Source organism: Craterilacuibacter sp. RT1T, assembly GCF_023502145.1.
Lineage (GTDB): Bacteria > Pseudomonadota > Gammaproteobacteria > Burkholderiales > Chromobacteriaceae > Craterilacuibacter.
In genome coordinates, this window is sequence record NZ_JAMFLI010000002.1 from 381280 (window position 1) to 400759 (window position 19480).

21 protein-coding genes are annotated in these 19480 nt (G+C 59.1%); 10 read left to right on the top strand and 11 right to left on the bottom strand.

Annotation, left to right across the window (positions count from 1 at the left end):
• Nucleotides 1-69: 69 nt before the first annotated feature.
• The 8 genes from M3P88_RS05610 to M3P88_RS05645 all read right to left on the bottom strand — a co-directional run bounded on the left by M3P88_RS05610 (nucleotide 70) and on the right by M3P88_RS05645 (nucleotide 4483).
• Nucleotides 70-483, bottom strand: a complete 414-nt coding sequence (locus M3P88_RS05610; RefSeq protein WP_249615058.1) for a DUF3617 domain-containing protein — start codon at nucleotides 481-483, stop codon at nucleotides 70-72.
• Between the two features lie 125 nt (nucleotides 484-608).
• Entirely contained in the window at nucleotides 609-1022 is a 414-nt protein-coding gene (locus M3P88_RS05615) for a DUF3617 domain-containing protein (protein WP_249615059.1), read from the bottom strand.
• Between the two features lie 149 nt (nucleotides 1023-1171).
• Nucleotides 1172-1939 carry a peptidylprolyl isomerase gene (locus M3P88_RS05620; RefSeq protein WP_249615060.1) on the bottom strand — a complete coding sequence of 256 codons (768 nt, stop codon included), beginning with the start codon at nucleotides 1937-1939 and terminating at the stop codon, nucleotides 1172-1174.
• Nucleotides 1940-1993: 54 nt separating this feature from the next.
• Nucleotides 1994-2260, bottom strand: a complete 267-nt coding sequence (locus M3P88_RS05625) for a BolA family protein (protein WP_249615061.1) — start codon at nucleotides 2258-2260, stop codon at nucleotides 1994-1996.
• Nucleotides 2257-2559, bottom strand: a complete 303-nt coding sequence (locus M3P88_RS05630) for a YciI family protein (protein ID WP_249615062.1) — start codon at nucleotides 2557-2559, stop codon at nucleotides 2257-2259. Before M3P88_RS05630 ends, M3P88_RS05625 begins: the two co-directional genes overlap by 4 nt.
• Nucleotides 2559-3092, bottom strand: coding sequence for a septation protein A (locus M3P88_RS05635; protein WP_249615063.1), 534 nt, complete (start codon nucleotides 3090-3092; stop codon nucleotides 2559-2561). The genes M3P88_RS05630 and M3P88_RS05635 overlap by 1 nt, the downstream gene beginning before the upstream one ends.
• Before the next feature lie 51 nt (nucleotides 3093-3143).
• Nucleotides 3144-4055, bottom strand: coding sequence for an SPFH domain-containing protein (locus M3P88_RS05640; RefSeq protein WP_249615064.1), 912 nt, complete (start codon nucleotides 4053-4055; stop codon nucleotides 3144-3146).
• On the bottom strand, nucleotides 4052-4483 hold the full coding sequence (locus M3P88_RS05645) for an NfeD family protein (RefSeq protein ID WP_249615065.1): 432 nt from the start codon (nucleotides 4481-4483) through the stop codon (nucleotides 4052-4054). The genes M3P88_RS05640 and M3P88_RS05645 overlap by 4 nt, the downstream gene beginning before the upstream one ends.
• A 110-nt stretch (nucleotides 4484-4593) precedes the next feature.
• Here M3P88_RS05645 and M3P88_RS05650 point away from each other — a divergent pair, with 110 nt between their 5' ends.
• Nucleotides 4594-5193, top strand: coding sequence for an IMPACT family protein (locus tag M3P88_RS05650; protein WP_249615066.1), 600 nt, complete (start codon nucleotides 4594-4596; stop codon nucleotides 5191-5193).
• A gap of 198 nt (nucleotides 5194-5391) precedes the next feature.
• A complete protein-coding gene (locus tag M3P88_RS05655) occupies nucleotides 5392-6342 on the top strand; it encodes a GMP reductase (RefSeq protein ID WP_249615067.1) in 951 nt (316 codons plus the stop codon).
• 162 nt (nucleotides 6343-6504) lie between these two features.
• Here M3P88_RS05655 and M3P88_RS05660 read toward each other — a convergent pair whose 3' ends face one another.
• From M3P88_RS05660 to lptF, 3 genes are read right to left on the bottom strand one after another with little or no spacing between them, the layout of a single operon-like run.
• On the bottom strand, nucleotides 6505-9078 hold the full coding sequence (locus M3P88_RS05660) for a [protein-PII] uridylyltransferase (RefSeq protein WP_249615068.1): 2574 nt from the start codon (nucleotides 9076-9078) through the stop codon (nucleotides 6505-6507).
• Nucleotides 9079-9081: 3 nt separating this feature from the next.
• Nucleotides 9082-10155, bottom strand: coding sequence for an LPS export ABC transporter permease LptG (gene lptG, locus M3P88_RS05665; RefSeq protein ID WP_249615069.1), 1074 nt, complete (start codon nucleotides 10153-10155; stop codon nucleotides 9082-9084).
• Nucleotides 10152-11273: an LPS export ABC transporter permease LptF gene (gene lptF, locus M3P88_RS05670; RefSeq protein ID WP_249615070.1), complete on the bottom strand. Its 1122-nt coding sequence runs from the start codon at nucleotides 11271-11273 to the stop codon at nucleotides 10152-10154. The genes lptG and lptF overlap by 4 nt, the downstream gene beginning before the upstream one ends.
• A gap of 170 nt (nucleotides 11274-11443) precedes the next feature.
• Here lptF and M3P88_RS05675 point away from each other — a divergent pair, with 170 nt between their 5' ends.
• The 8 genes from M3P88_RS05675 (at nucleotide 11444) to M3P88_RS05710 (ending at nucleotide 19478) form a co-directional block, all read left to right on the top strand.
• A complete protein-coding gene (locus tag M3P88_RS05675; protein WP_249615071.1) occupies nucleotides 11444-13012 on the top strand; it encodes a leucyl aminopeptidase in 1569 nt (522 codons plus the stop codon).
• Complete coding sequence (locus tag M3P88_RS05680) at nucleotides 12999-13427, top strand: DNA polymerase III subunit chi (RefSeq protein WP_249615072.1); 429 nt, start codon at nucleotides 12999-13001, stop codon at nucleotides 13425-13427. Before M3P88_RS05675 ends, M3P88_RS05680 begins: the two co-directional genes overlap by 14 nt.
• Nucleotides 13424-14842 carry a hypothetical protein gene (locus M3P88_RS05685; RefSeq protein WP_249615073.1) on the top strand — a complete coding sequence of 473 codons (1419 nt, stop codon included), beginning with the start codon at nucleotides 13424-13426 and terminating at the stop codon, nucleotides 14840-14842. The genes M3P88_RS05680 and M3P88_RS05685 overlap by 4 nt, the downstream gene beginning before the upstream one ends.
• The gene (locus M3P88_RS05690; protein WP_249615074.1) at nucleotides 14835-15392 is read left to right on the top strand and encodes a cob(I)yrinic acid a,c-diamide adenosyltransferase; all 558 of its coding nucleotides are present in this window, start codon (nucleotides 14835-14837) and stop codon (nucleotides 15390-15392) included. Before M3P88_RS05685 ends, M3P88_RS05690 begins: the two co-directional genes overlap by 8 nt.
• 14 nt (nucleotides 15393-15406) lie before the next feature.
• Nucleotides 15407-15997: a thermonuclease family protein gene (locus tag M3P88_RS05695; protein WP_249615075.1), complete on the top strand. Its 591-nt coding sequence runs from the start codon at nucleotides 15407-15409 to the stop codon at nucleotides 15995-15997.
• A 159-nt stretch (nucleotides 15998-16156) separates the two neighbouring features.
• Nucleotides 16157-16939, top strand: a complete 783-nt coding sequence (locus tag M3P88_RS05700; protein ID WP_249615076.1) for an oxygen-binding di-iron domain-containing protein — start codon at nucleotides 16157-16159, stop codon at nucleotides 16937-16939.
• Between the two features lies 1 nt (nucleotide 16940).
• Complete coding sequence (locus M3P88_RS05705) at nucleotides 16941-18284, top strand: tetratricopeptide repeat protein (RefSeq protein ID WP_249615077.1); 1344 nt, start codon at nucleotides 16941-16943, stop codon at nucleotides 18282-18284.
• 3 nt (nucleotides 18285-18287) lie between these two features.
• Nucleotides 18288-19478 (top strand): hypothetical protein, encoded by a 1191-nt coding sequence (locus tag M3P88_RS05710; protein ID WP_249615078.1) that lies wholly within the window; start codon nucleotides 18288-18290, stop codon nucleotides 19476-19478.
• The last annotated feature ends 2 nt before the right edge of the window (nucleotides 19479-19480 follow it).

Here is a 19480-nt window from a genome sequence, read left to right on the forward strand (position 1 = left end):
CGCATGTATCCGGTATTTGCCTGAAAAATTTGAATTGGGATACTGGTATCCGGCCAGAATCGGGACAGTTCAGGGGCATGTACCCAGGCGCTTAGCGCTATAGCGGTGTACGACGGTTTCTGTTTTCTTGCCGCTACTGTCGCTAAAGCGCGCGCTGCCCTGATAGGACTGGGCGCTGTAATGGATCTCGCCGCTGGCATTCATGACGCTGTTTTCCATCTTGCACTGCATTTGCCAGCGGGTAATTTCGCCGCTGTGCTTGCTGTCCGTGATGGTGCACCCCGGGCTGGCGGGCAACGGGTGTTCGGTTTCTTTGAGTTGGGCGGCGGTAAAGCACTGGCGGGCCACCACGGGCGGAATGTCTATTTTGACGCCGGGAATCTGGATGGTGGTGGTGGTTTCCCAGAGCCCGGGCTGCATGGGCGCGGCGGCAAATGCCGGGCTGGCAAGGGCAAAGAGTAGGGCGGGGACAAGACGGCGCATAGGTTTCTCCTTTAAAACGTTGCCCTGAATGTATGGCTTACGCCTTGTTGTTATGGCGCATGTATCCGGTATTTGCCTGAAAAATTTGAATTGGGATACGGGTATCTGACCGGCAGCAGGAATGCTCAGCGGCATGTGCCTAGGCGTTTGCCGCTATAGCGGTGTACGACGGTTTCGGCGTGCTTGCCGCTGCTGTCGCTAAAGCGCGCGCTGCCCTGATAGGACTGGGCGCTGTAATGGATTTCGCCGCTGGCATTTATGCGGTTATTTCCCTGTTTGCACTGCATCTGCCAGCGGGTGATTTCGCTGCTGTGTGTACTGTCCGTGATGGTGCACCCCGGACTGGTTGGCAACGGGTGTTCGGTTGCTTTGAGTTGGGCGGCGGTAAAGCACTGGCGGGCCACCACAGGCGGAATGTCTAGCTTGACGCCGGGAATCTGGAGGGTAGTGGTGATTTCCCATAGCCCCGGCTGCATATGGGTGGCGGCAAATACCGGGCTGGCAAGGGCAAAGAGTAGGGCGGGGGCAAGGCGGCGCATAGGTTTTTCCTTGAAAACATAGCCCTGAAGGTATGGTTTACGCACTATGCTTTGTCAATTTGCCGGGCTTTAGTGTCCGGTATAAATGTTGTTGCCAGAAAAAAGCCCCGCACATTGGCGGGGCTGCTTAAGTTCGTATTCATCAGGCCTTAAGGCTGGATTTGTGCCTTGCTTTTGAGCGACTTGATATAGTCTTCGACCATCATGCCCTGTACGCGCTGGGTCAGTTGCGGGCGAATGCTGTCCAGTGGCGGCAGGCTTTCGCTCTTGCTGTCTTCCAGCTGGATAATGTGCCAGCCGAAATCGGTCTTCACCGGCACGGCGGTGACCTGGCCCTTGGACAGTTTGCCCAGTGCTTCGGCAAACGGGGCCACATAGGCGCCCGGCTCGCTCCAGCCCAGATCGCCGCCTTGTGCGGCGCTGCCCGGGTCTTGTGACTTTTCACGCGCCAGTTGGGCAAACGGCTTGCCTTTTTTCAGCGAGGCCAGCACGGCCTGCGCTTCGGCTTCGGTTTTCACCAGAATATGGCGTGCGTGGTAGCTCTTCTTGGCCGGCATTTGCGCTTTAAGCGCATTGTATTCGGCCAGCAGCTTGGCATCGGTTACCGGGTTGCGGCGTACATGGTCGCGCAATAATTCGTCGGCCAGCGTCATGGCTTCCAGATTCTGCAGCTGGGCGCGTACGGCCGGCGACTTGTCCAGGCCGCGCTTAACCGCCTCCTGACGCAGGATTTCGGCGGTAATGACCTGCTCGCTCGCCATGGCCGGCGACACTTGCTGCTGGCCTTGTGCCTGCATCATTTTGACGACGGCATCGATGCGCTGCTGGGAAATGGCCTGGCCGTTGACCGAGGCGGCCTGGGCGGCAAAGGAAAAGGCCGACAGCACGGCGGCGGTAACTAGGGTCAGTTTCTTCATCTGGTTTTCTGCTTTCTTGGTCGAAATAGCGTGCTTGCTCAGGCAAGTTCGGGTTCAGGATTCTTGTGCGGTTTTGGCGCTGATGCTCAGCGCGTGTATGCGCACCTGCATCAGTTCGCCCAGTGTGTCGTAGACCAGACGGTGGCGTGCCAGCGTGCTCAGGCCGGCAAAGGCATCGCTGACAATGTAAAGCTGGTAATGGCCGCCACCGGCGCGCGCACCGGCGTGACCCGCATGCTTGGCGCTATCGTCACGGATGTCGATATGTTGCGGCGCCAGCGTGGCCAGCTTGTCCTGCATCAGACTGAGGGTCTCGTTCATGCCGGTAGTACCTTGCGAAACGGTTTGACCGTGACTTGGGCATAAACGCCGGCATCGACATAAGGATCGGCACCGGCCCATGCTTGTGCATCGGCGAGCGAGGCGAACTCGGCCACGATCAGGCTACCGGAAAAGCCGGCCGGGCCCGGGTCTATGGCGTCAATGGCCGGAAAAGGGCCGGCCAGCAGCAGGCGGCCTGCGTCCTGCAAGGCTTGCAAGCGCGCAAGATGGGCGGGGCGGGCAGCCAGACGCTGTGGCAGCGAACCGGCTACGTCTTCGCCCTGAATAACATACAGCATTATGGTTTTTCCTCGATAAAGCGTGACAGATACAGGCTTTGTGCCACCACGAAGGCCAGCATCAGTCCCATGCCGCCGAATAGTTTGAAGTTGACCCAGATTTCTTCGCTAAAGCGCATGGCGACATACAGATTGAGTGCACCCATAAAGGCAAAGAAAGCGACCCAGGCAAAATTAAGCTTGCGCCAGACAGGATCGGGCAGGGCGACCTGCTCTTTCATCATGGCCTTGATGCCGTTTTTGCCCGCCATCTCGCCGATCAGCAGGCCAGCGCCCATGGCCCAGTACAACAAGGTGGGTTTCCACATAATGAACTGCTTGTCGTGAAACAGCAGGGTGGCGCCGCCTAGCACCACGATCAGCGCCAGGCTGACCCATTGCATGGTGTCGACCTTGCGGTGGCGTACCCAAGCCACGGCGACCATGGCGGCGGTGGCGACGATGGCGACGGCGGTGGCCGAGAAAATGTCGCGGGTAAACCAGTAAGTGGCAAAAAACAGCAGGACGGGGAGGAGGTCGGTCAGTATTTTCATGCGGGGAATTATGTGGGCTTGGCCGCGCCAAGACAAGCGCGGCCATGCAGTTTAGCTTTTCGGTGTCTGTTTGACCACGGACAAGGCGGTGGCGACCAGGCCGGCCACGTCGCCTGCATTGGCTGGCAGAATCAGGGTGTTGCCGGTCTTGGCCAGTTTGGCGAAGGCTTCGACATACTGCTCGGCTACCTTGAGGTTGACCGCCTCGATGCCGGAAGGTTCGGCAATGGCTTGCGCCACGGCACGCAGCGCGTGGGCATTGGCGTCAGCAACCAGACGCAAGGCTTCGGCTTCACCTTGCGCGGTATTGATCGCCGCCTGCATTTCGCCTTCTGACTTCTGGATGGAGGCTTCGCGCTGGCCGGCCGCAATATTGATCTGTTCCTGCTTGCGCCCCTCGGAGGCCGCGATCAGCGCGCGCTTCTCGCGCTCGGCGGTAATCTGCGATTGCATGGCGTGCAGGATTTCTTGCGGCGGCACCAAGTCCTTGATTTCGTAGCGCAAAACCTTCACGCCCCAGCTGGAGGCCGCTTCGTCCAGCGCGGCGACGACCGAGGTGTTGATTTCATCGCGCTCTTCGAATGTCTTGTCCAGCTCCATCTTGCCGATGACCGAGCGCAAGGTGGTTTGCGCCAGTTGGGTAATCGCCATGATGTAGTCGCTGGAGCCGTAGCTTGCGCGCTGCGGATCGGTGACCTGAAAGTACAGGATGCCGTCGACCTTGAGCTGGGTATTGTCGCGCGTGATGCAGATCTGGCTGGGCACATCCAGCGGAATCTCTTTCAGGCTGTGGCGGTAGGCGACGCGGTCGACAAAGGGAATGATGATGTTGAGACCGGGCTTGAGCACAGCATGAAAGCGGCCGAGGCGTTCGACTATCAGTGCGCTTTGCTGCGGCACGACGCGGACAGCCTGCAGCACGAATACCAGTGCGGCGGCGAATAAAACGAGTGTGGAAATCATGCGTTTTCCTCCGGTGGGGTGGCGTCGACGATCAGGCGGTTGCCGTCACGACCGACAATATAGGCGTGCTGGCCTTCGATAAGCCGGGGCGACCTGATTTCGGCATCCCAGTTGGTGCCACGGTATTGCACACGGGCCTGGCCTGTTTCGTCGATATGCAATATTTCGACGCGCTGCCCCAGATCCGGGTCATCCACGCGGGCACGGGTCTGGGTGTTGAGGCTTTTGCGATGGCGGCGCAAACAAGCCACACCGGCAAGGGCGCTGATGCTGGCCAGAACCAGTTGCACGGCGGGCGGCGCGCCAAAGAAGCTGGCAAGCGATGCGATGGCAAAGGACACGCTAAAAACCAGCAGATAAAACGTGCCGCTTAAAAATTCACCTATCAGCGCAGCCAGTGCCAGACTGAGCCAGATGCCTGCTGTCATGGCAAGCTCCAGATATTGATGACGATATTGCATTGTCGGTGTTTAGGCGGGCAAGGGCAATGCGGCATTTGCCCTTACCTTCGGCCCCATCCGGCGCTAGACTCGCCCCCATGTATCAGATCAAGCAAGCGGCACAAGCCGAAACAGAGATTCGCAAGAGCCGTTTTATCGCCATGGCGCTGCCGGTCAGTGAGCGGGCACAGGCCTTACGCGAGTTGGCGCGTATCCGTAGCGAGCATCCGTCGGCACGCCATGTGTGCTGGGTTTTACTGTGCGTGGGCGACTCGGGCATGGACGACGATGGCGAGCCTTCCGGTACGGCAGCACGGCCCATTTACAATGTGTTGATGCATCGCCAGCTGCAGAATGTCTTGCTGGTGGTGGTGCGCTATTTTGGCGGGATCAAGCTGGGTGCCGGCGGCTTGATGCGTGCCTATAGTCAGGCGGCAGTGGCGGCGCTGGATGCCGCCGAAAAAACACCGGTTGTGGCGCTGGCGTCCTGGTGGCTGGCATGCGGCTTTGCCCATGAAAACAGCCTGCGCCACTGGTGTCTGCAGCACGATCTTGCCATTGCAGAGGCCCGCTACGATGAACAGGTGCGCCTGCAGGTCAGTCTGCCGCTGGTGCAGGCCGATACGCTGCGCCAGAGCCTGCTCGACAATCTGGGCGGGGTCGTTGTGATGCACGACGGCGCTGTCGGTGACGGTTAGTCATGCTGTCTGCGTAAGTAGTTTTATATCGAGATAAAAGGGTTGACGCCAGCAAGCGTCGCACGCTAATGTGTTGACGAACTGACGTGCAGCGCGCCAAACGCCGCTGCGGGGAAAGTGCAAACGGGAGCCGGCAACGGTTCCCTTTTTTTATGGGGCCCCCTGTTTTTAATCCCGTAAATTCCCGTGAGGCACAGCATGATCAGTACCGAAATCAACTATGGCGATGTTTATCTCGTTCCCAAGAAAACCGTGGTCGATAGCCGCAAGGAATGCGATACCTCGGTCGCCTTCGGTCCGCGTCGCTTTAGCATGCCGGTTTACCCTTCGAACATGAAAAGCGTGGTGAATGCCGCATCCTGCGAGTACTTCGCGCGTCTGGGCTGGTTTTACACCATGCACCGCTTCAATGTGAATGTGGTCGAGTTTGTTGCCGACATGCAGCAAAAAGGCCTGTTTGCTTCCATCAGCATGGGGGTAAACGAAGACTCCTACCAGCAGGTGAGCGATCTTCTGGCGGCCGGTCTGACCCCCGAATACATCACGCTGGATGTGGCCAACGCCTGGTGCGTCAAGGCCGAGCGCATGATCAAGCATCTGAAGGCCAGCTTTCCGGGCAGCTTTATCATCGGCGGCAATATCGCCACGGCCGAGGCCGCGCGCGAACTGGAAGCCTGGGGCTGTGACGCGATCAAGGCCGGCATTGCCGGTGGCCGCGTCTGCATTACCAAGAATAAAACCGGTTTTCATCGCCCGATGATTTCCACGGTGCAGGATTGCGCCGCGGCGGTCAGCGTGCCGGTGATTGCCGATGGCGGCATCGTTGAGCATGGCGATATTGCCAAGGCGCTGGTGTGTGGCGCGACCATGGTGATGGCGGGCTCGCTGTTTGCCGGTTTTGACGAGTCCGCTGGCGAGATCGTCGAGATCAGCGGCAAGCTGTATAAGGAATATTTCGGCAGCGCCTCGCAGTTCAACAAGGGCGCTTACGTCAACGTCGAGGGCAAGAAGATTCTGGTCGAGTACAAGGGCCGCATTGACAAGCTGCTGCTTGAATTGCAGGAAGACCTGCAATCCTCGGTCAGCTATGCCGGCGGGCGCGACCTGGCTGCCCTGCGCGGCGTCGAAATGATACGCGTACCGCGCTGAGGCGATGGGCGCAGCAGCTCAGAACCTGTTCACGATCTGCTGCGCATCGGCGATACGGCGTTGAAAACAGCATTCGAAATGCTCAAGTACCACCTGTACATTCCGCTTTCTCTGCCGTTTTCGTCTTGCCTCGCCCTCGCTCGCGAGATCGTGAACACGCTCTCAGAGCTGCAGCGCCTTGGTGAGTGCTGACTCCAGTGCCAGTAGCGCCTTGTCGTCACTGCCGCCATCGGCTGACAACAAGAAAGAGTCTTCCACCCGGCTGCCTAGCGTCATGATCTTGGCCGAGTGCACACCGAAGCGGTGCTCGGTCAGCACCTGGCTAATGCGTGCCAGCAGGCCGGGGCGGTCTCCCGCCACGATAGACAGGACATAGTAAAGCGCCTTGTCGTCCGGATGCAGCGATACCTGCGGCTGGATGGGGAAGTGCTTGAGGTGGCGGTCGATGCGCCCGGACTTCATGACGGCAGCGGTCTCGCCCGATTGCAGGCACTGGGCCAGTTCAAACTCGATAAAGTTGATCATGGCACGGTAGTCGTCGGCATGATGCTCGGGAATGAATACATGGAATGTGTCGAGGGCGTAGCCATGGCGGGTGGTGTGTACGCGGGCATCGGCAATGCTGTAGTGGGTGCGCCCGAAAAATGCACAGATGCGCGAAAACAGCGTGCTCTGGTCGGGGGTGTAGACCAGAACTTCGATGCCTTCGCGCGACTCGCTCATGCGTGCCTTGACAATGGGCGTGGCGCTGTCGACCAGTCGATTCAGTACGCGGGCATGCCAGGCAATGGTGCGCGCATCGTGGCGCAGGAAATAGACCGTATCCAGTTGCTGCCATAAGCGCATCTCTACGCCCTCGGGCAGGGCATTCAGGCGCAATTCGGCGCGTGCCTGCGCCTGGCGTTCGCTGATCACCGACTGGCAGTCAACTTCCCCCCCGCTTTCCAGTACCCGCAAGGTTGCGTGGTACAGGTCTTCCAGTAGCTTGGCTTTCCAGCCATTCCAGATCTTGGGGCTGGTGCCGCGAATGTCGGCGACGGTCAACAGATAAAGTGCCGTCAGCCTGCGCGGGTTGCCGACGGTTTCGGCAAAACGCAGTACGGTTTCCGGGTCGTAAATATCCTGCTTTTGCGCCACGGTCGACATGCTCAGGTGTTCGCGCACCAGCCAGACAATCAGCTCTCTATCCTCAAACGACAAGCCGTGGGTCTGGCAGAATTCGGCCGCATCCACCGTGCCCAGTTGGGAATGATCGCCTCCGCGCCCCTTGGCAATATCGTGAAACAGGCCGGCGATATACAGCACTTCCGGTCGCTCGAAGCCGGTAATCAGGCGGCTGAGCAAGGGGTATTCATGATTGAAGGCGGGGACGGCAAAGCGGCGCAGATTGCGCACCACCATCAAAATATGCTCTTCCACGGTATAAACATGGAACAGGTCGTGCTGCATGCGCCCGATAATGCGGCCAAATGCCGGCAGATATTTGCCCAGCACACCGTACAAATTCATCCGGCGCAGGGTATGAGTCAGCCCGTTTTCACGGAACATCTGCAAAAACAGGGCGCGGTTATGGCGGTTGCGGCGAAAGCGCTCGTTGATATGGCGGCGCGCGCGCCACAGTGCACGCAAGGTGCGCGGTGCCATGCCGGTCAGCTCCGGATGGCGCTGCATGTGTAAAAAGGCTTCCAGTATCGCGCCGGGGTCATCTTCGAAGACATCGTTGCCGTGTATGCCCAGCATATCGTTGACGCGGTAGAAGCGGCTGTCGATATCGACGGTGACGCGGGGCAGCGGGCAAAACAGCAGGGCGCGGATATTGGGCAGCAGAATGCCGGAGAGCTGGCTGATCATGCGCGAGGCCTTATAGTAGGCCTGCATCATCTCTTCGCTGGCGCGGCGCTGTGGTGCATCGGCATAGCCCATGGCCAGTGCGGTTTGCTGTTGCAGATCAAAGATCAGCCTGTCTTCACGCCGCTTGGCCTGCAGATGCAGTTCGATGCGCAGTTTTTCCAGCTGGCGTTCGCTGATGCGCAACATGCGCGCTTCGGTTGGCGTCAGAATGTCTTTTTGCACCAGCATGTCCCAGCTGCTGCCAAGATCGATGGCGCGTGCCAGCCAGATGATAGTGTGCAGGTCGCGCAGACCGCCCGGGCTGTCTTTGAGATTGGGTTCCAGATTGCTGGTGCCGGAAAACAGCCGGTTATGGCGCTGCGTTTGCTCGATCAGCTTGCCTTCGAGAAAGCGCAGCGGGTCGCGTACCCGGGCGGTGGCCTGATTCAGTTCGGTAAAGAGTGCCGGGCGGCCGCATAGCAAGCGGTTTTCCAGTAGCGTGGTTTCTACCGTCAGATCGGCCTGGCTTTCGCTCAGGCACTCGGCTACCGTGCGTACGCTGTGGCCGACTTCCAGTCCGATATCCCATAGCAGCCCGACAAAGCGGGTGAGTGTCTCGGTGAGCGCGGCATCCGGCGCGGCGGGCAAGAGTATCAGCAGGTCGATATCGGAACAGGGGAAAAGCTGGCCGCGGCCATAGCCGCCGACAGCCAGCAAGCAGGCTTGCTGCTCAAGCGCCAGCGCATCCCAAATGGTGCGGATATAGCCGTCTATGAGTTGGCTGTGGCGGTTCAGGTAGTCGCGTGTGCGGCCATCGTGGCGATAGCGTTGTGCCAAGCTTTGGCGTTCTGCCTGCAGCTCGCGACGCCATGTTTGACACGCTGAAAAGTCGTCGCAAGCCTGCATGATTTAACGCCTTTCCTGATGGGCAATGGCCCAGAGACCTGCCAGCAAAAACAGCAAAGTGGGCGCGGTAGCCGAAAAAATCGGATTCCACTCGTAAAGCAGCCCCAGATGACCGAACAGGCGGTTGGTGAAGTGAAAGGCGATACCCAGGCAAATGCCGGTAAATAGCTTGACGCCCATTTCACCCTGGCGGCGCGAAACCGGGGTAAAGGCCAGTGCCACCAGTGCCATCGAGATACAGGCCAGCGGATAGAACAGCTTGCTCCACAGGGCGATCTCATAGCGCTGGGTTTTCTGGTGGTTGGCGCGCAGATGATCGATATAGGCCTTGAGGTTGTAGGCCGACATCTGCTCCGGCACCACCAGCAGCACCGACAGAATGTCTGGTTGCAACACGGATTTCCATTGCAAGGAGGGGAAGGTTTCCACGCGGATACGGTCCGGCTCGATATTGGAGTCGCGTACCCCTTCCAGCTTCCAGTAGCCGTTACCTTCGTAGCTGCCGCGCTGGGCGAAACGCGAGCGCGTGAGCTTGAAGTCTTTGTCGTAGGTGTAAACGCGGATATTCAGCAAGGTCGTGTCCGGCAACATTTCACCGATATTGATGAAGTTGTTGTCATCTTTGGCCCATAGTCCCGAGCGGAATTCCTGGGCGACAACCGAGCGGGTATTGTCCAGCTTGAATTTCTCTGCCGTTTGCTCCGACCAGGGGGAAATAAACTCGCCCAGTAACAGCGCCATCAGCGCGCAGCCGCTGCCAAAAAGCAGCATGGTGCGGGCGATTTGCGCCAGCGATACGCCCGAAGTACGGATGGCGGTGTACTCGGAGCTGGCCGAGAGCTGGGTCATGGCGACCATGCAGCCTATCAATACCGCCAGCGGCATCAATTCGTAGGCATGACCCGGCATCAGCAGGGCGACATAGCCCAGCATGGCGACAATGTCGTAGCTGCCCCGGCCTATGCGCGGCAACTCCTTGATGACGTCAAAAAATGCGTACAAGCCGATCAGGGCGATCAGGGTAAACAGGCTGGCCGAGAGAAAGCTGGCCAGCAGGTAGTTGCGTATCTGTTTCATGCGCGGGTCTTTGTGCGATTTTGTTGTCTACGTGCATTCCATGCTGCCGTAACAAAGCCGGTTGGCCGGTTGCGGTACCAGATCAGGCCCAGCGCGATACCCAGCATCAAAAGATGGATGGGGAGAATGCCCAGTGACGAAGAAATTTTGTCATGGGCAATCCAGTCGCGCAGCAGCCACAAGCCATTCTGGTAGAGCAGATAAGCCCCTAGCGCCATCACGAGGTTATAAGCATGGCCGCTACGCGGGTTGTAATAGGCCAAGGGAATGGCGAGCAGGGCGAGAATGAGCGAACTTAGCGGCATGGACAGGCGCCAGGCCAGCTCGGCGCGATCTGCCGCAGTGTGGCCGGCGAATAACTCCAGCGTGGAGCGCGTTTCCGAGTCGCTGCTTGGCTCTATCAGACGCGGGCTTTCTCCCATTCTGACGCTATAGCGCTGGAACTGGCCGATCTCGAATTCGCCCGAACCCGCTTCGCCTATGTAGCGGTGACCGTTTTCCAATACCAGTTCGCGCACGCCCTTGTCATTGACGCTTAGCTTGCCTTGCTCGGCGAAGATGGTGGAAACCTCGTCTTTTTCGATGGACTGCACAAACAGATTGCGCGATGCCCCGTCGTCGGGGCTGTAACTTTCGATAAAGTAGATGCGCTTGCCGCCTTGGGCTTCCTTGAATACACCAGGCGCCAGCGCCGATATCTCTTCGCGCTGTTTAAGGTTTTGCGCGTATTCCTTGCTGCGGTACTGCGCCCACGGGCCGATAAACGAAGTGCCGATAATGATCAGCAGGGTAAAGGGCAGGGTGAAGCGCAGCACAGGTGCAATCCAGCGGGTCAGCGACATGCCGGAAGAAAACCACACTGCCATTTCATGATCGCGCCAGGCACGGCCCAGCACCACCATCACGGTGATGAAAATAGTGAGGATCAGCAAAACCGGGAAAAACCCCAGTGCCCAGAAACCGATCAGGGCCGCGACGGCTTCGTTGGCGACGCGGCCTTGAGCCGCCCGCCCGAGCATATTGATGGTCTGGGTAGTCAGCAAGATGGCGAACAGAACAAGGAATACGCCGATACTGGTGACTGTCAGTTCTCGCGTCAGACTTTTTCGAAAAACCATGGGAAGATGCGCCTGTTTTTGACAATTTGTCAAAAGCGTATAGATAATGAGAAAAAGCCCGTTAAGGGCCAGTCTTATGGATTTTTCGCCCCGCGCCGGGGCGTCGCCCGCCGCAGCCAATTGGCTTTGGCGGCTCTCTTAATGATACGTAATGCATCGGGAGCAGGCTCATGGAGTTTAACATTAAAAGTGGAAGTCCGGAGAAGCAGCGCGTAGCCTGCGTAGTCGTCGGTGTTTACGAGTCGCGCAAGCTGACGCTGGCGGCTGATTTGCTGGATCGCATCTCCAACGGCTTTATCGGGGATGTGCTGCGCCGTGGTGATATGGAAGGCAAGCTGGGCAGCACCTTGCTGCTGCACTCGGTGCCGCATACGCTGTGCGATCGTGTCCTTTTGGTAGGCTTAGGCAAGGAGCGCGAGTTCCGCGCCAAGGAATACCGCGAAGCGATACGCGCTTCTGCCCGTGCGCTGACGCAAACCTCGTCCAGCGAAGTGGTCAGCTATCTGTCCGAACTGAGCGTGAAAAAACACGACGTAGAATGGATGGTTGAGCAAGCTTGCGTGGTCACGCTGGATACGCTGTACCGCTGCGATACGTATAAGTCGCGCCAGGACGAAAGCGTGCGCGAGCCGCGTAAATTTACCCTGGCGGTGCCGCGGCGCAGTGATCTGGCCGATGGTGAACGCGGCCTGGCGCGAGGCCTGGCAATTGCTGCCGGCATGAAGCTGACCAAGGATCTGGGCAATGCGCCGGGTAATGTCTGCACCCCGGACTATCTGGCACATCAGGCGCGTGCGATTGCCGAGTCCTTTGGTGCCGAGGCCGAGATTCTGGACAAGGCCGCGATTGAAGAGGCCGGCATGGGGTCTTTCCTCGCGGTCGCCAAGGGCAGTGAGCTTGCGCCGCGCTTTATCGTGCTGCGCTACTTCGGTGCCAAAGACAAGGCCGACAAGCCGTTTGTGCTGGTTGGCAAGGGCATTACCTTTGATTCCGGCGGTATCTCGCTTAAGCCGGGCGAGGCCATGGACGAGATGAAATACGATATGGGCGGTGCCGCTGCCGTATTGGGGACCTTCCGTGCCGCCGTCGAAATGAAGCTGCCCCTGAATATCGTGGTGCTGATTCCGACCTGTGAAAACATGCCGTCCGGGCGAGCGCTTAAACCGGGTGATATTGTCACTTCCATGTCGGGCCAGACTATCGAGGTGCTGAATACCGACGCCGAAGGCCGCCTGATCCTGTGTGATGCGCTGACCTATGCCGAGCGTTTCGAGCCGGCTGCCGTGATCGATGTGGCGACCTTGACCGGCGCGTGCGTGATTGCGCTGGGCCATGTGGCAACCGGGCTTTACAGCTCGCAAGACTCGCTGGCACGCGACTTGGTTGCTGCCGGAGAAGAGGTTGGCGACCGTGCCTGGCATATGCCGTTGTGGGAGGAGTATCAGGAGCTGCTGAAGAGCCCGTTTGCCGATATGGCCAATATTGGTGGTCGTGCCGGAGGCAGCATCAGTGCCGCCTGCTTCCTGTCGCGCTTTACCAAGGCTTATGACTGGGCACACCTGGATATTGCCGGCACCGCCTGGAAGAGCGGCAAGGACAAGGGGTCGACCGGTCGCCCCGTGCCGCTGCTGGTGCAATACCTGCAAGACCGCGCCGATATCGCGCTGGGTAATGTCGTACGCCGTGGCCGTCCGCGACGCGAGGTGACGGAAGCGCCGGACCAGCATGACGCAGATTGATTTTTATACCGGTGTGGCCGATGCACCGGCCTTTGCCTGCAAACTGGCCGCGACTGCCTACCGTAAAGGGGCCAAGTTGTTTGTATTGCTGCCGGATGCGGCTGCACTTGAGCGCTTTAGTGCGCGCTTGTGGAGCCTGTCCGAAACAGCATTTATCCCGCATTGCAAGGCCGACGATGCCATTGCCAGCCAGACACCGGTCTGGCTGGGGCTGTCGCTGGCGGATTGCGGCGAGAATAGGGTGTTGTTGAATCTGGGCGGAGCGCCGCCAGCCGATCCGGCGGCCTTTTCCCGTATTCTGGAAATCATCGGTGTAGACGAGGACGCGCTCGCCATGGCGCGGACCCGTTTTCGCTTTTATCGTTCCTTGGGGCTTGCCATCGAGCACCATGATATGCGCCATCGCCAAACATGACCGTTACTGCACCGCATGGACACGCTTTACCCGACAATCTGCCCGTTCTGACCGAGGTGGTCGAAACCGAATTGCCGGTTTCTGCTCCTTTTGCTGGGGCGGATTCTTTTACCCGCCAACACTTTGGTACACCGCTGGATTTGCCGCCGGAGTTATCGCCGGTGCGGCCCCCTGTGCTGGACGTTAAGCCGGGCGATGCCTTATTCGAAACGCTGCCTGCCATTGATCTTGAATTGGGTGCAGAAGCAGGACATCCAGCGGAAAAAGACGAGGCGCTTTTTTCCGAACTGGCGCCTGCCGATATCTGGCTTGATCACAGCACGCCACCGGCCTCGGTCGATAGCCTGTTGGAAGACTTCGATTTTGCCTTTGACGCGCCAGATTCGGCCTTGCCTCTGTCTGCAAGCGCGCCATCCGCTTCTTGGCAATCCGATGTGCCCGATCTGGATCTGGCGAGTCTGATGCCTGATGCGGTCCCCGAGGCCATGCAGCCTTTGCCGGGCGCTGATGCACATCCCGATTTTAATTTGCCATCGAGGCTGTCCGCTTTTGAAACGGAAGCCGGTGAGACGGAAACCGGGCATGACTTGCCGCTTCAGTCCGGGATGGAGGCGGCGGTGCCGGTGTTGGAGGATATGTTCGAGCCTGCGCCTGCCTTGACGCCGGCGCTGATGGAAGAACCTGCGCCTGCCGTGATGCCGGTGCTAATGGAAGAGCCCGAGCCTGTCTTGACGCCGGTGCCGATGGAAGAGCCTGAGCCTGTCTTGACGCCGGTGCCGATGGAAGAGCCCGAGCCTGCCGTGACGCCGGTGCTGATGGAAGAACCTGCGCCTGCCTTGACGCCGGTGCCGATGGAAGAGCCCGAGCCTGTCTTGACGCCGGTGCCGATGGAAGAGCCTGAGCCTGTCTTGACGCCGGTGCCGATGGAAGAGCCCGAGTCTGTCTTGACGCCGGTGCTGATGGAAGAACCTGCGCCTGCCGTGACGCCGGCGCTGATGGAAGAGCCTGCGCCTGTCTTGACGCCGGTGCTGATGGAAGAGCCCGAGCCTGCCTTGACGCCGGTGCTGATGGAAGAGCCCGAGCCTGTCTTGACGCCGGCGCAGATGGCAGAGCCTTCGCCTGTCATCTGCGCACCGGTCGAGTCTCAGGTAAAAAAGCACAGTATGGCCGTGGTGGACGAGGCGGCGTTGCTGGATGCGGTTTACCAGCGCATTGTTCCGCGCATGAAGGTCGAGCTGACCTTGTGGTTGCAGGATGCGATCGAGGTGCAGAGCAAGCATATGCTCGCCGGCGTGATGCAGCAGATGAAGGAAGATTACGACATGCTGTTTGGTGAGACGCTGCGGGAAAGCGTACGTCAGGCCATCGCCGATATTGGCCGGAATGAACAATACAAGGATGACCATCATGGGTAACCGCCTGTCCAGGATCATGACCCGTACCGGTGACGATGGCACGACCGGCTTGGGTGACGGCAGTCGCCTGGGCAAGGAGTCGCCGCGTATTACCGCGCTGGGTGATGTGGATGAGCTTAACTGCTGCATGGGCTTGTTGCTGGCGGAGGCCTTGCCTGAACAGGTGGCGGTTTTTTTAGCGGCAGTGCAGCACGATTTGTTTGATCTGGGTTCCGAGTTGGCAGTGCCAGGCTATAGCGCGCTAAAAGAGGGGCATGTGGTCAGGCTTGAGCAGTTTTTGACTGAATGCAATGCAACGCTGCCCATGCTCAAAGAGTTCATCCTGCCCGGTGGTTCGCGTCAGGCTGCGCTGGCACATCAGGTGCGAGCCGTTTGCCGGCGTGCCGAGCGTGCGCTGGTCTTGCTGGCCCGCGAAGAAGATGTATCCCAAGCTGCGCGCCAGTATCTGAACCGTCTGTCCGATCTGATGTTCGTGCTGGCACGGGTCCTGAACCGCGATGCGGGCGTAGCCGATGTCTTATGGCAGCCGCACCGTTATGGCGATGCCTGAGCGAGATTAGGGGAATGCGCGCGCGCCGCCAACCCCGCCAGTTGCTAAGTGCATTGGCGACCTTGTTTTTCACCGCACCCTTGCACCGCAAAATTGCCGCTGCCTTGTTTATCCTGGTAGCGGTTTTTGTTTTATGGCAGGAGCCGGCGCAAAACGGTGAAGTGCATGGCAGGGTGACTCAGGTGGCCGACGGCGATACGCTGACGGTAATGGATGGCACAGGTCAGGCGCACAAGATCCGACTGGCCTTTATTGATGCTCCCGAGCGCGCGCAGGCCGGTGGCAGTGCGGCGCGGGACGCTTTGAAATCCTGGGTAAGTGGTCGCGAAGTGCGGGTGCGGGTGCTAGAGCAGGATCAGTATGGGCGCAGTGTAGGGCAACTCTGGCTGGACGGGCGCGATATCAATCTGGCGCTGCTTGATAGCGGTCAGGCCTGGCATTACCCGCAATACGCCAAGGGCAAGCAATCCGCCGCCGACTATGCGCGCTATCAGATGGCTGAGGCGCAGGCGCGACATGCGCATATCGGTTTGTGGCGCCATCAGGCCGAGCCGCCATGGCGCTGGCGTGCCCGTCAGCGCGCAGCGAATCAGGCTGGCAGTTAGTGCTCGATGTCATGCCGGACATTTCGGGATGTGTTTGATGCTAATTAATTTAAAAATGAAAATTGAATAGCCAAATTGGCTGAGTGTTGACGAGCATCAAGTCGCTAATATCCCGTACGGGTCATGATTGGGTGTCTCCAACGTCCGCACAGGCTTAGTATGGCAGTCACCTTATACGATGATGGCATCCATAAATGCATCGGTTTTACCGAGCTTGTTCAGGGTGAAGGCATTCAGGCGAACCAGTTCGCCATCGTCAATAACGGAGAGGGAATGTTGCTCGATCCGGGCGGCAACCTGACCTATAAGCACCTGATCGCCGAGATGGCAAGTTTCTTCCTGCCTTCGCATACCCGTTATATTTTCGCATCGCATCAGGATCCTGACATTATCGCGTCGGCTAACGGCTGGTTGCTGATTACCGATGCCCAGATCCTGATCGCCGAAGAGTGGACCCGTTTTCTGCCACACTTCTGTGTCAAGGGGGTGACGGAAGGCCGTCTCATTGCCATTCCGCCGCGCGGCATGCGGGTCAATCTGGGCGGTGCAAGCCTGGATATCATTCCTGCCCACTATCTGCATACGGTCGGCTTTTTCCAGGTGTATGACCCGATCAGCAAGATCCTGTTTTCCGGTGACATCGGTGCATCGCTGGTCAGTGGTGCCGATGCGGCATGCCCGGTTGAAGACTTCGACCGCCATTTGCAGGATGCGCATATGCAGGCTTTTCATCGCCGCTATATGACCAATAACAAGGCCTGCCGGCTGTGGGCGCAAATGGTGCGCCAGATGGACGTCGAGTGGATTGTTCCCCAGCATGGCAGCTCGTTTCGCGGCAAGGAAATGGTCGGCCGCTTCCTTGACTGGTTCGAGACCTTGGAGTGTGGCACCGATTTACTGACGCCATCCGACTTCCCGCCACCGTCGGCGCCGGTGTACTGATATGTCTGATCTGGCTTTGTTGTTGTCGGCACTGGGGCTGGTGTTGCTGCTGTGGGTGATCCAGTGGCGGCAGCGCCGCGTGGCATCCGATATGGCGGTGCCGTCGCCGGCAGGTGCACCGGTCGAGCCGGATGCCTTGCCGGTGCAGAGTGATGGCGAGCAGCCTAGCGATCAGATTGATGTCCATACCGTTGAGCCATTGACCGAAGCACAGGTCTATCTTTCCTTTGGTTATACCCAGCGCGCCGCCGATACCTTGCGTGCATGCGTAGAGAAGGATGAGGCGGTTAGCCAAGAAGTGATGGAAATACTGTGCCGGCTTTATCTGGAATTGGGTGAGCTGGACGGTTATTGCGACATCCTGTCTCTACGCCAGTTAAAGCCTGAGGAACTGGAAACGGCGGTTCGTGCCGGATTGGCGCTGGATCGCAATCATTTGGGGTTGAGAGTGCTGGCCGATGAGGCGCTGCAGATGGGGCCGGAAGCTTTTACGCCTGTCGATGTCGCGGTTGAGGACAACGCCGGGCCGCTGCCATCTCCTGTGCCTGTCGCGGCAGTCGCTACCCGCGCGGTGCAGGCAGATGGCGTACCGGCGCAGGTGAGCCTGATTGACGGGGCGGGCGCGGTGTTGCGTTCACTGGAGCCGGATGAGACGCGGGTGATCTGCTTGTTTGTTCCGGCACAGCGTCGTGTACGCCTGCTGTTGGCGGCGAATGATAGTGACCATGCTTTACCGGCGCTGCGCGAGGCCTTGCGTGAAACCCCCGGCAAGCCCTCACTCTTGATCGACCTGCTGCAAGTGCATTACCAGCACCGCAATATCGATGGCTATGCATTGGCTTTGTGGCAGCTGTTTGTTGCCATGGCGGCGGCGGGGGCAGGCTTGCGCGAAAAATTGCTGCACCACGGGCTGGCCTTGGGTTACCACCCCGCTTTTGCCGAGCTGGCACAGGCGGACAGCCGGATGGCGCTTGAAGCAATAGGGCAGCGCTACGGTTTTGTCCGTAGCCGTCCGCCTGCCAAGGCAAAGCTGTGGCTGGTCGAGAAGGTGGCCGATGCGGCCGAGCCTATGGTGGCGAGTGTGCTGGAGGAGGCGGATGCCTACCTGACTTTCGGCCAGTTGGAGGCTGCGCTGGCCTTGCTTGAGCGCAGTATTGTCAGCGCGCCGGCGCAGCTTGAGCTCTATCCGCAGCTACTGGCCCTGTATGAAAAAATGGAAGATTTGCCCGGATTGCTAGCCTTGCAACAGCGCTTGCAGCATGGCACACAAACGCTGCCGGATGAGGGCGCCGTGATGATCAACACCCTTATCCGGCGCCTGCAAAGGCCTGCCGAGGTGGCCTGATAGATGATGACCACGATAGATAGCCACACTCTGGTGGTGCTGGCTCTAGGGATGGATGCACGCAAGCTGGCCATTTTGCGCATGGCTTTTCGCATGCATAAAGCGATATGTTACCAGCTGTCCGAATCTGCCCAGGATGAGCCGGTACTGGCCATTGTCGATGTTGACAGCCCGCAAGGCTGGGCCGTTTGGGATGATTTTCGCACCGCGCATCCCGCCTTGCCTGCATTGATTGTTTCGTCTTTTGCGGTCACGGATGCACCTGCGCCGGTGCTGCCCAAGCCTATCCGCGTCGAGACACTGTTTCCTGCCTTGCAACAGTTGCGGGTGAGTAAGCCGGTGCTGGCTGCGCCGCGACCAACTGCCGCCGTGCAAAGTGAGCTTGAACCGGTCGTTGCGCCGCGCGCGGTCATTGTTTCCGATGTGATCGCCGAGCCGGCTTCTTCCTGTGCAGTCATGCAAAAGCTTGAAATGACGGCGGCGGGGGGGGGCGGCGGCGATGAGCCGCAAAGTCATCCGCTTGTTTCGGCAAAGCAGAAGGCGGATGTACGGCCTAAGCCGCTTGCCGTGTGGCCGCAGACTATGGGCAGTTTTGACCCGAATGCCGGCTTGTATGGCGTGCTGCGCACCCTGTACCGTAAGCGGCGCAGTGCCGCGGTGTTGGTGCATGGCAAGGTTGTGCTGCACTTTTATCCGGCTCAGGAGAGGTGTGAGCTGTTTGCCGATCTGGCCCTGCTGATTCAGCTTTGCGCATCGCCTAACAGTGAGTTTCGCCTGGCCGTATTGCCGGATGGGCAAGAGAATGCACGCCCCGATGCGCCGAGCGCACATGCGGTGTTATGGCAAGTTGCGTTATGGACCGCCCGCGGGCGCATGCCCCGCGGGCTTGATGGTAATAGCCGCTTGCGTTTGCGCCACTGGCCCAACCTGACCCGCTTGGCCGATATTCCCGATGCCATGCGTATGGCTGCGTTCTGGACGCGCACGCCAGCGAGTGCCTGTATGGCGCAGCGTATGCTGGGGGTGCAGACGTCCGATTTGTGCAATTTTATTGCGGCATGCCTTGCTATTGATTTGCTTGATGCCCGCTTGTCTGCAACGGCAAGTAGCCCGCCACCCATGGTGCAACCCTTGCCCGACGTTGCGCGTCGTGGCCTGCTTTCCCGCCTGCTCGTGCGTTTGCGCGGGGCTTAAGA

What these genes read in the sequence shown, in the direction of transcription:
- M3P88_RS05650 (WP_249615066.1), top strand. Translation starts at nt 4,594, where the DNA reads ATGTATCAGATCAAGCAAGCGGCACAAGCCGAAACAGAGATTCGCAAG.
- M3P88_RS05645 (WP_249615065.1), bottom strand. Translation starts at nt 4,483, where the DNA reads ATGACAGCAGGCATCTGGCTCAGTCTGGCACTGGCTGCGCTGATAGGT.
- M3P88_RS05620 (WP_249615060.1), bottom strand. Translation starts at nt 1,939, where the DNA reads ATGAAGAAACTGACCCTAGTTACCGCCGCCGTGCTGTCGGCCTTTTCC.
- M3P88_RS05680 (WP_249615072.1), top strand. Translation starts at nt 12,999, where the DNA reads ATGACGCAGATTGATTTTTATACCGGTGTGGCCGATGCACCGGCCTTT.
- M3P88_RS05710 (WP_249615078.1), top strand. Translation starts at nt 18,288, where the DNA reads ATGATGACCACGATAGATAGCCACACTCTGGTGGTGCTGGCTCTAGGG.
- M3P88_RS05700 (WP_249615076.1), top strand. Translation starts at nt 16,157, where the DNA reads ATGGCAGTCACCTTATACGATGATGGCATCCATAAATGCATCGGTTTT.
- M3P88_RS05660 (WP_249615068.1), bottom strand. Translation starts at nt 9,078, where the DNA reads ATGCAGGCTTGCGACGACTTTTCAGCGTGTCAAACATGGCGTCGCGAG.
- M3P88_RS05615 (WP_249615059.1), bottom strand. Translation starts at nt 1,022, where the DNA reads ATGCGCCGCCTTGCCCCCGCCCTACTCTTTGCCCTTGCCAGCCCGGTA.
- M3P88_RS05610 (WP_249615058.1), bottom strand. Translation starts at nt 483, where the DNA reads ATGCGCCGTCTTGTCCCCGCCCTACTCTTTGCCCTTGCCAGCCCGGCA.
- M3P88_RS05690 (WP_249615074.1), top strand. Translation starts at nt 14,835, where the DNA reads ATGGGTAACCGCCTGTCCAGGATCATGACCCGTACCGGTGACGATGGC.
- lptG (WP_249615069.1), bottom strand. Translation starts at nt 10,155, where the DNA reads ATGAAACAGATACGCAACTACCTGCTGGCCAGCTTTCTCTCGGCCAGC.
- M3P88_RS05705 (WP_249615077.1), top strand. Translation starts at nt 16,941, where the DNA reads ATGTCTGATCTGGCTTTGTTGTTGTCGGCACTGGGGCTGGTGTTGCTG.
- M3P88_RS05635 (WP_249615063.1), bottom strand. Translation starts at nt 3,092, where the DNA reads ATGAAAATACTGACCGACCTCCTCCCCGTCCTGCTGTTTTTTGCCACT.
- M3P88_RS05630 (WP_249615062.1), bottom strand. Translation starts at nt 2,559, where the DNA reads ATGCTGTATGTTATTCAGGGCGAAGACGTAGCCGGTTCGCTGCCACAG.
- M3P88_RS05675 (WP_249615071.1), top strand. Translation starts at nt 11,444, where the DNA reads ATGGAGTTTAACATTAAAAGTGGAAGTCCGGAGAAGCAGCGCGTAGCC.
- M3P88_RS05640 (WP_249615064.1), bottom strand. Translation starts at nt 4,055, where the DNA reads ATGATTTCCACACTCGTTTTATTCGCCGCCGCACTGGTATTCGTGCTG.
- lptF (WP_249615070.1), bottom strand. Translation starts at nt 11,273, where the DNA reads ATGGTTTTTCGAAAAAGTCTGACGCGAGAACTGACAGTCACCAGTATC.
- M3P88_RS05655 (WP_249615067.1), top strand. Translation starts at nt 5,392, where the DNA reads ATGATCAGTACCGAAATCAACTATGGCGATGTTTATCTCGTTCCCAAG.
- M3P88_RS05625 (WP_249615061.1), bottom strand. Translation starts at nt 2,260, where the DNA reads ATGAACGAGACCCTCAGTCTGATGCAGGACAAGCTGGCCACGCTGGCG.
- M3P88_RS05685 (WP_249615073.1), top strand. Translation starts at nt 13,424, where the DNA reads ATGACCGTTACTGCACCGCATGGACACGCTTTACCCGACAATCTGCCC.
- M3P88_RS05695 (WP_249615075.1), top strand. Translation starts at nt 15,407, where the DNA reads ATGCGCGCGCGCCGCCAACCCCGCCAGTTGCTAAGTGCATTGGCGACC.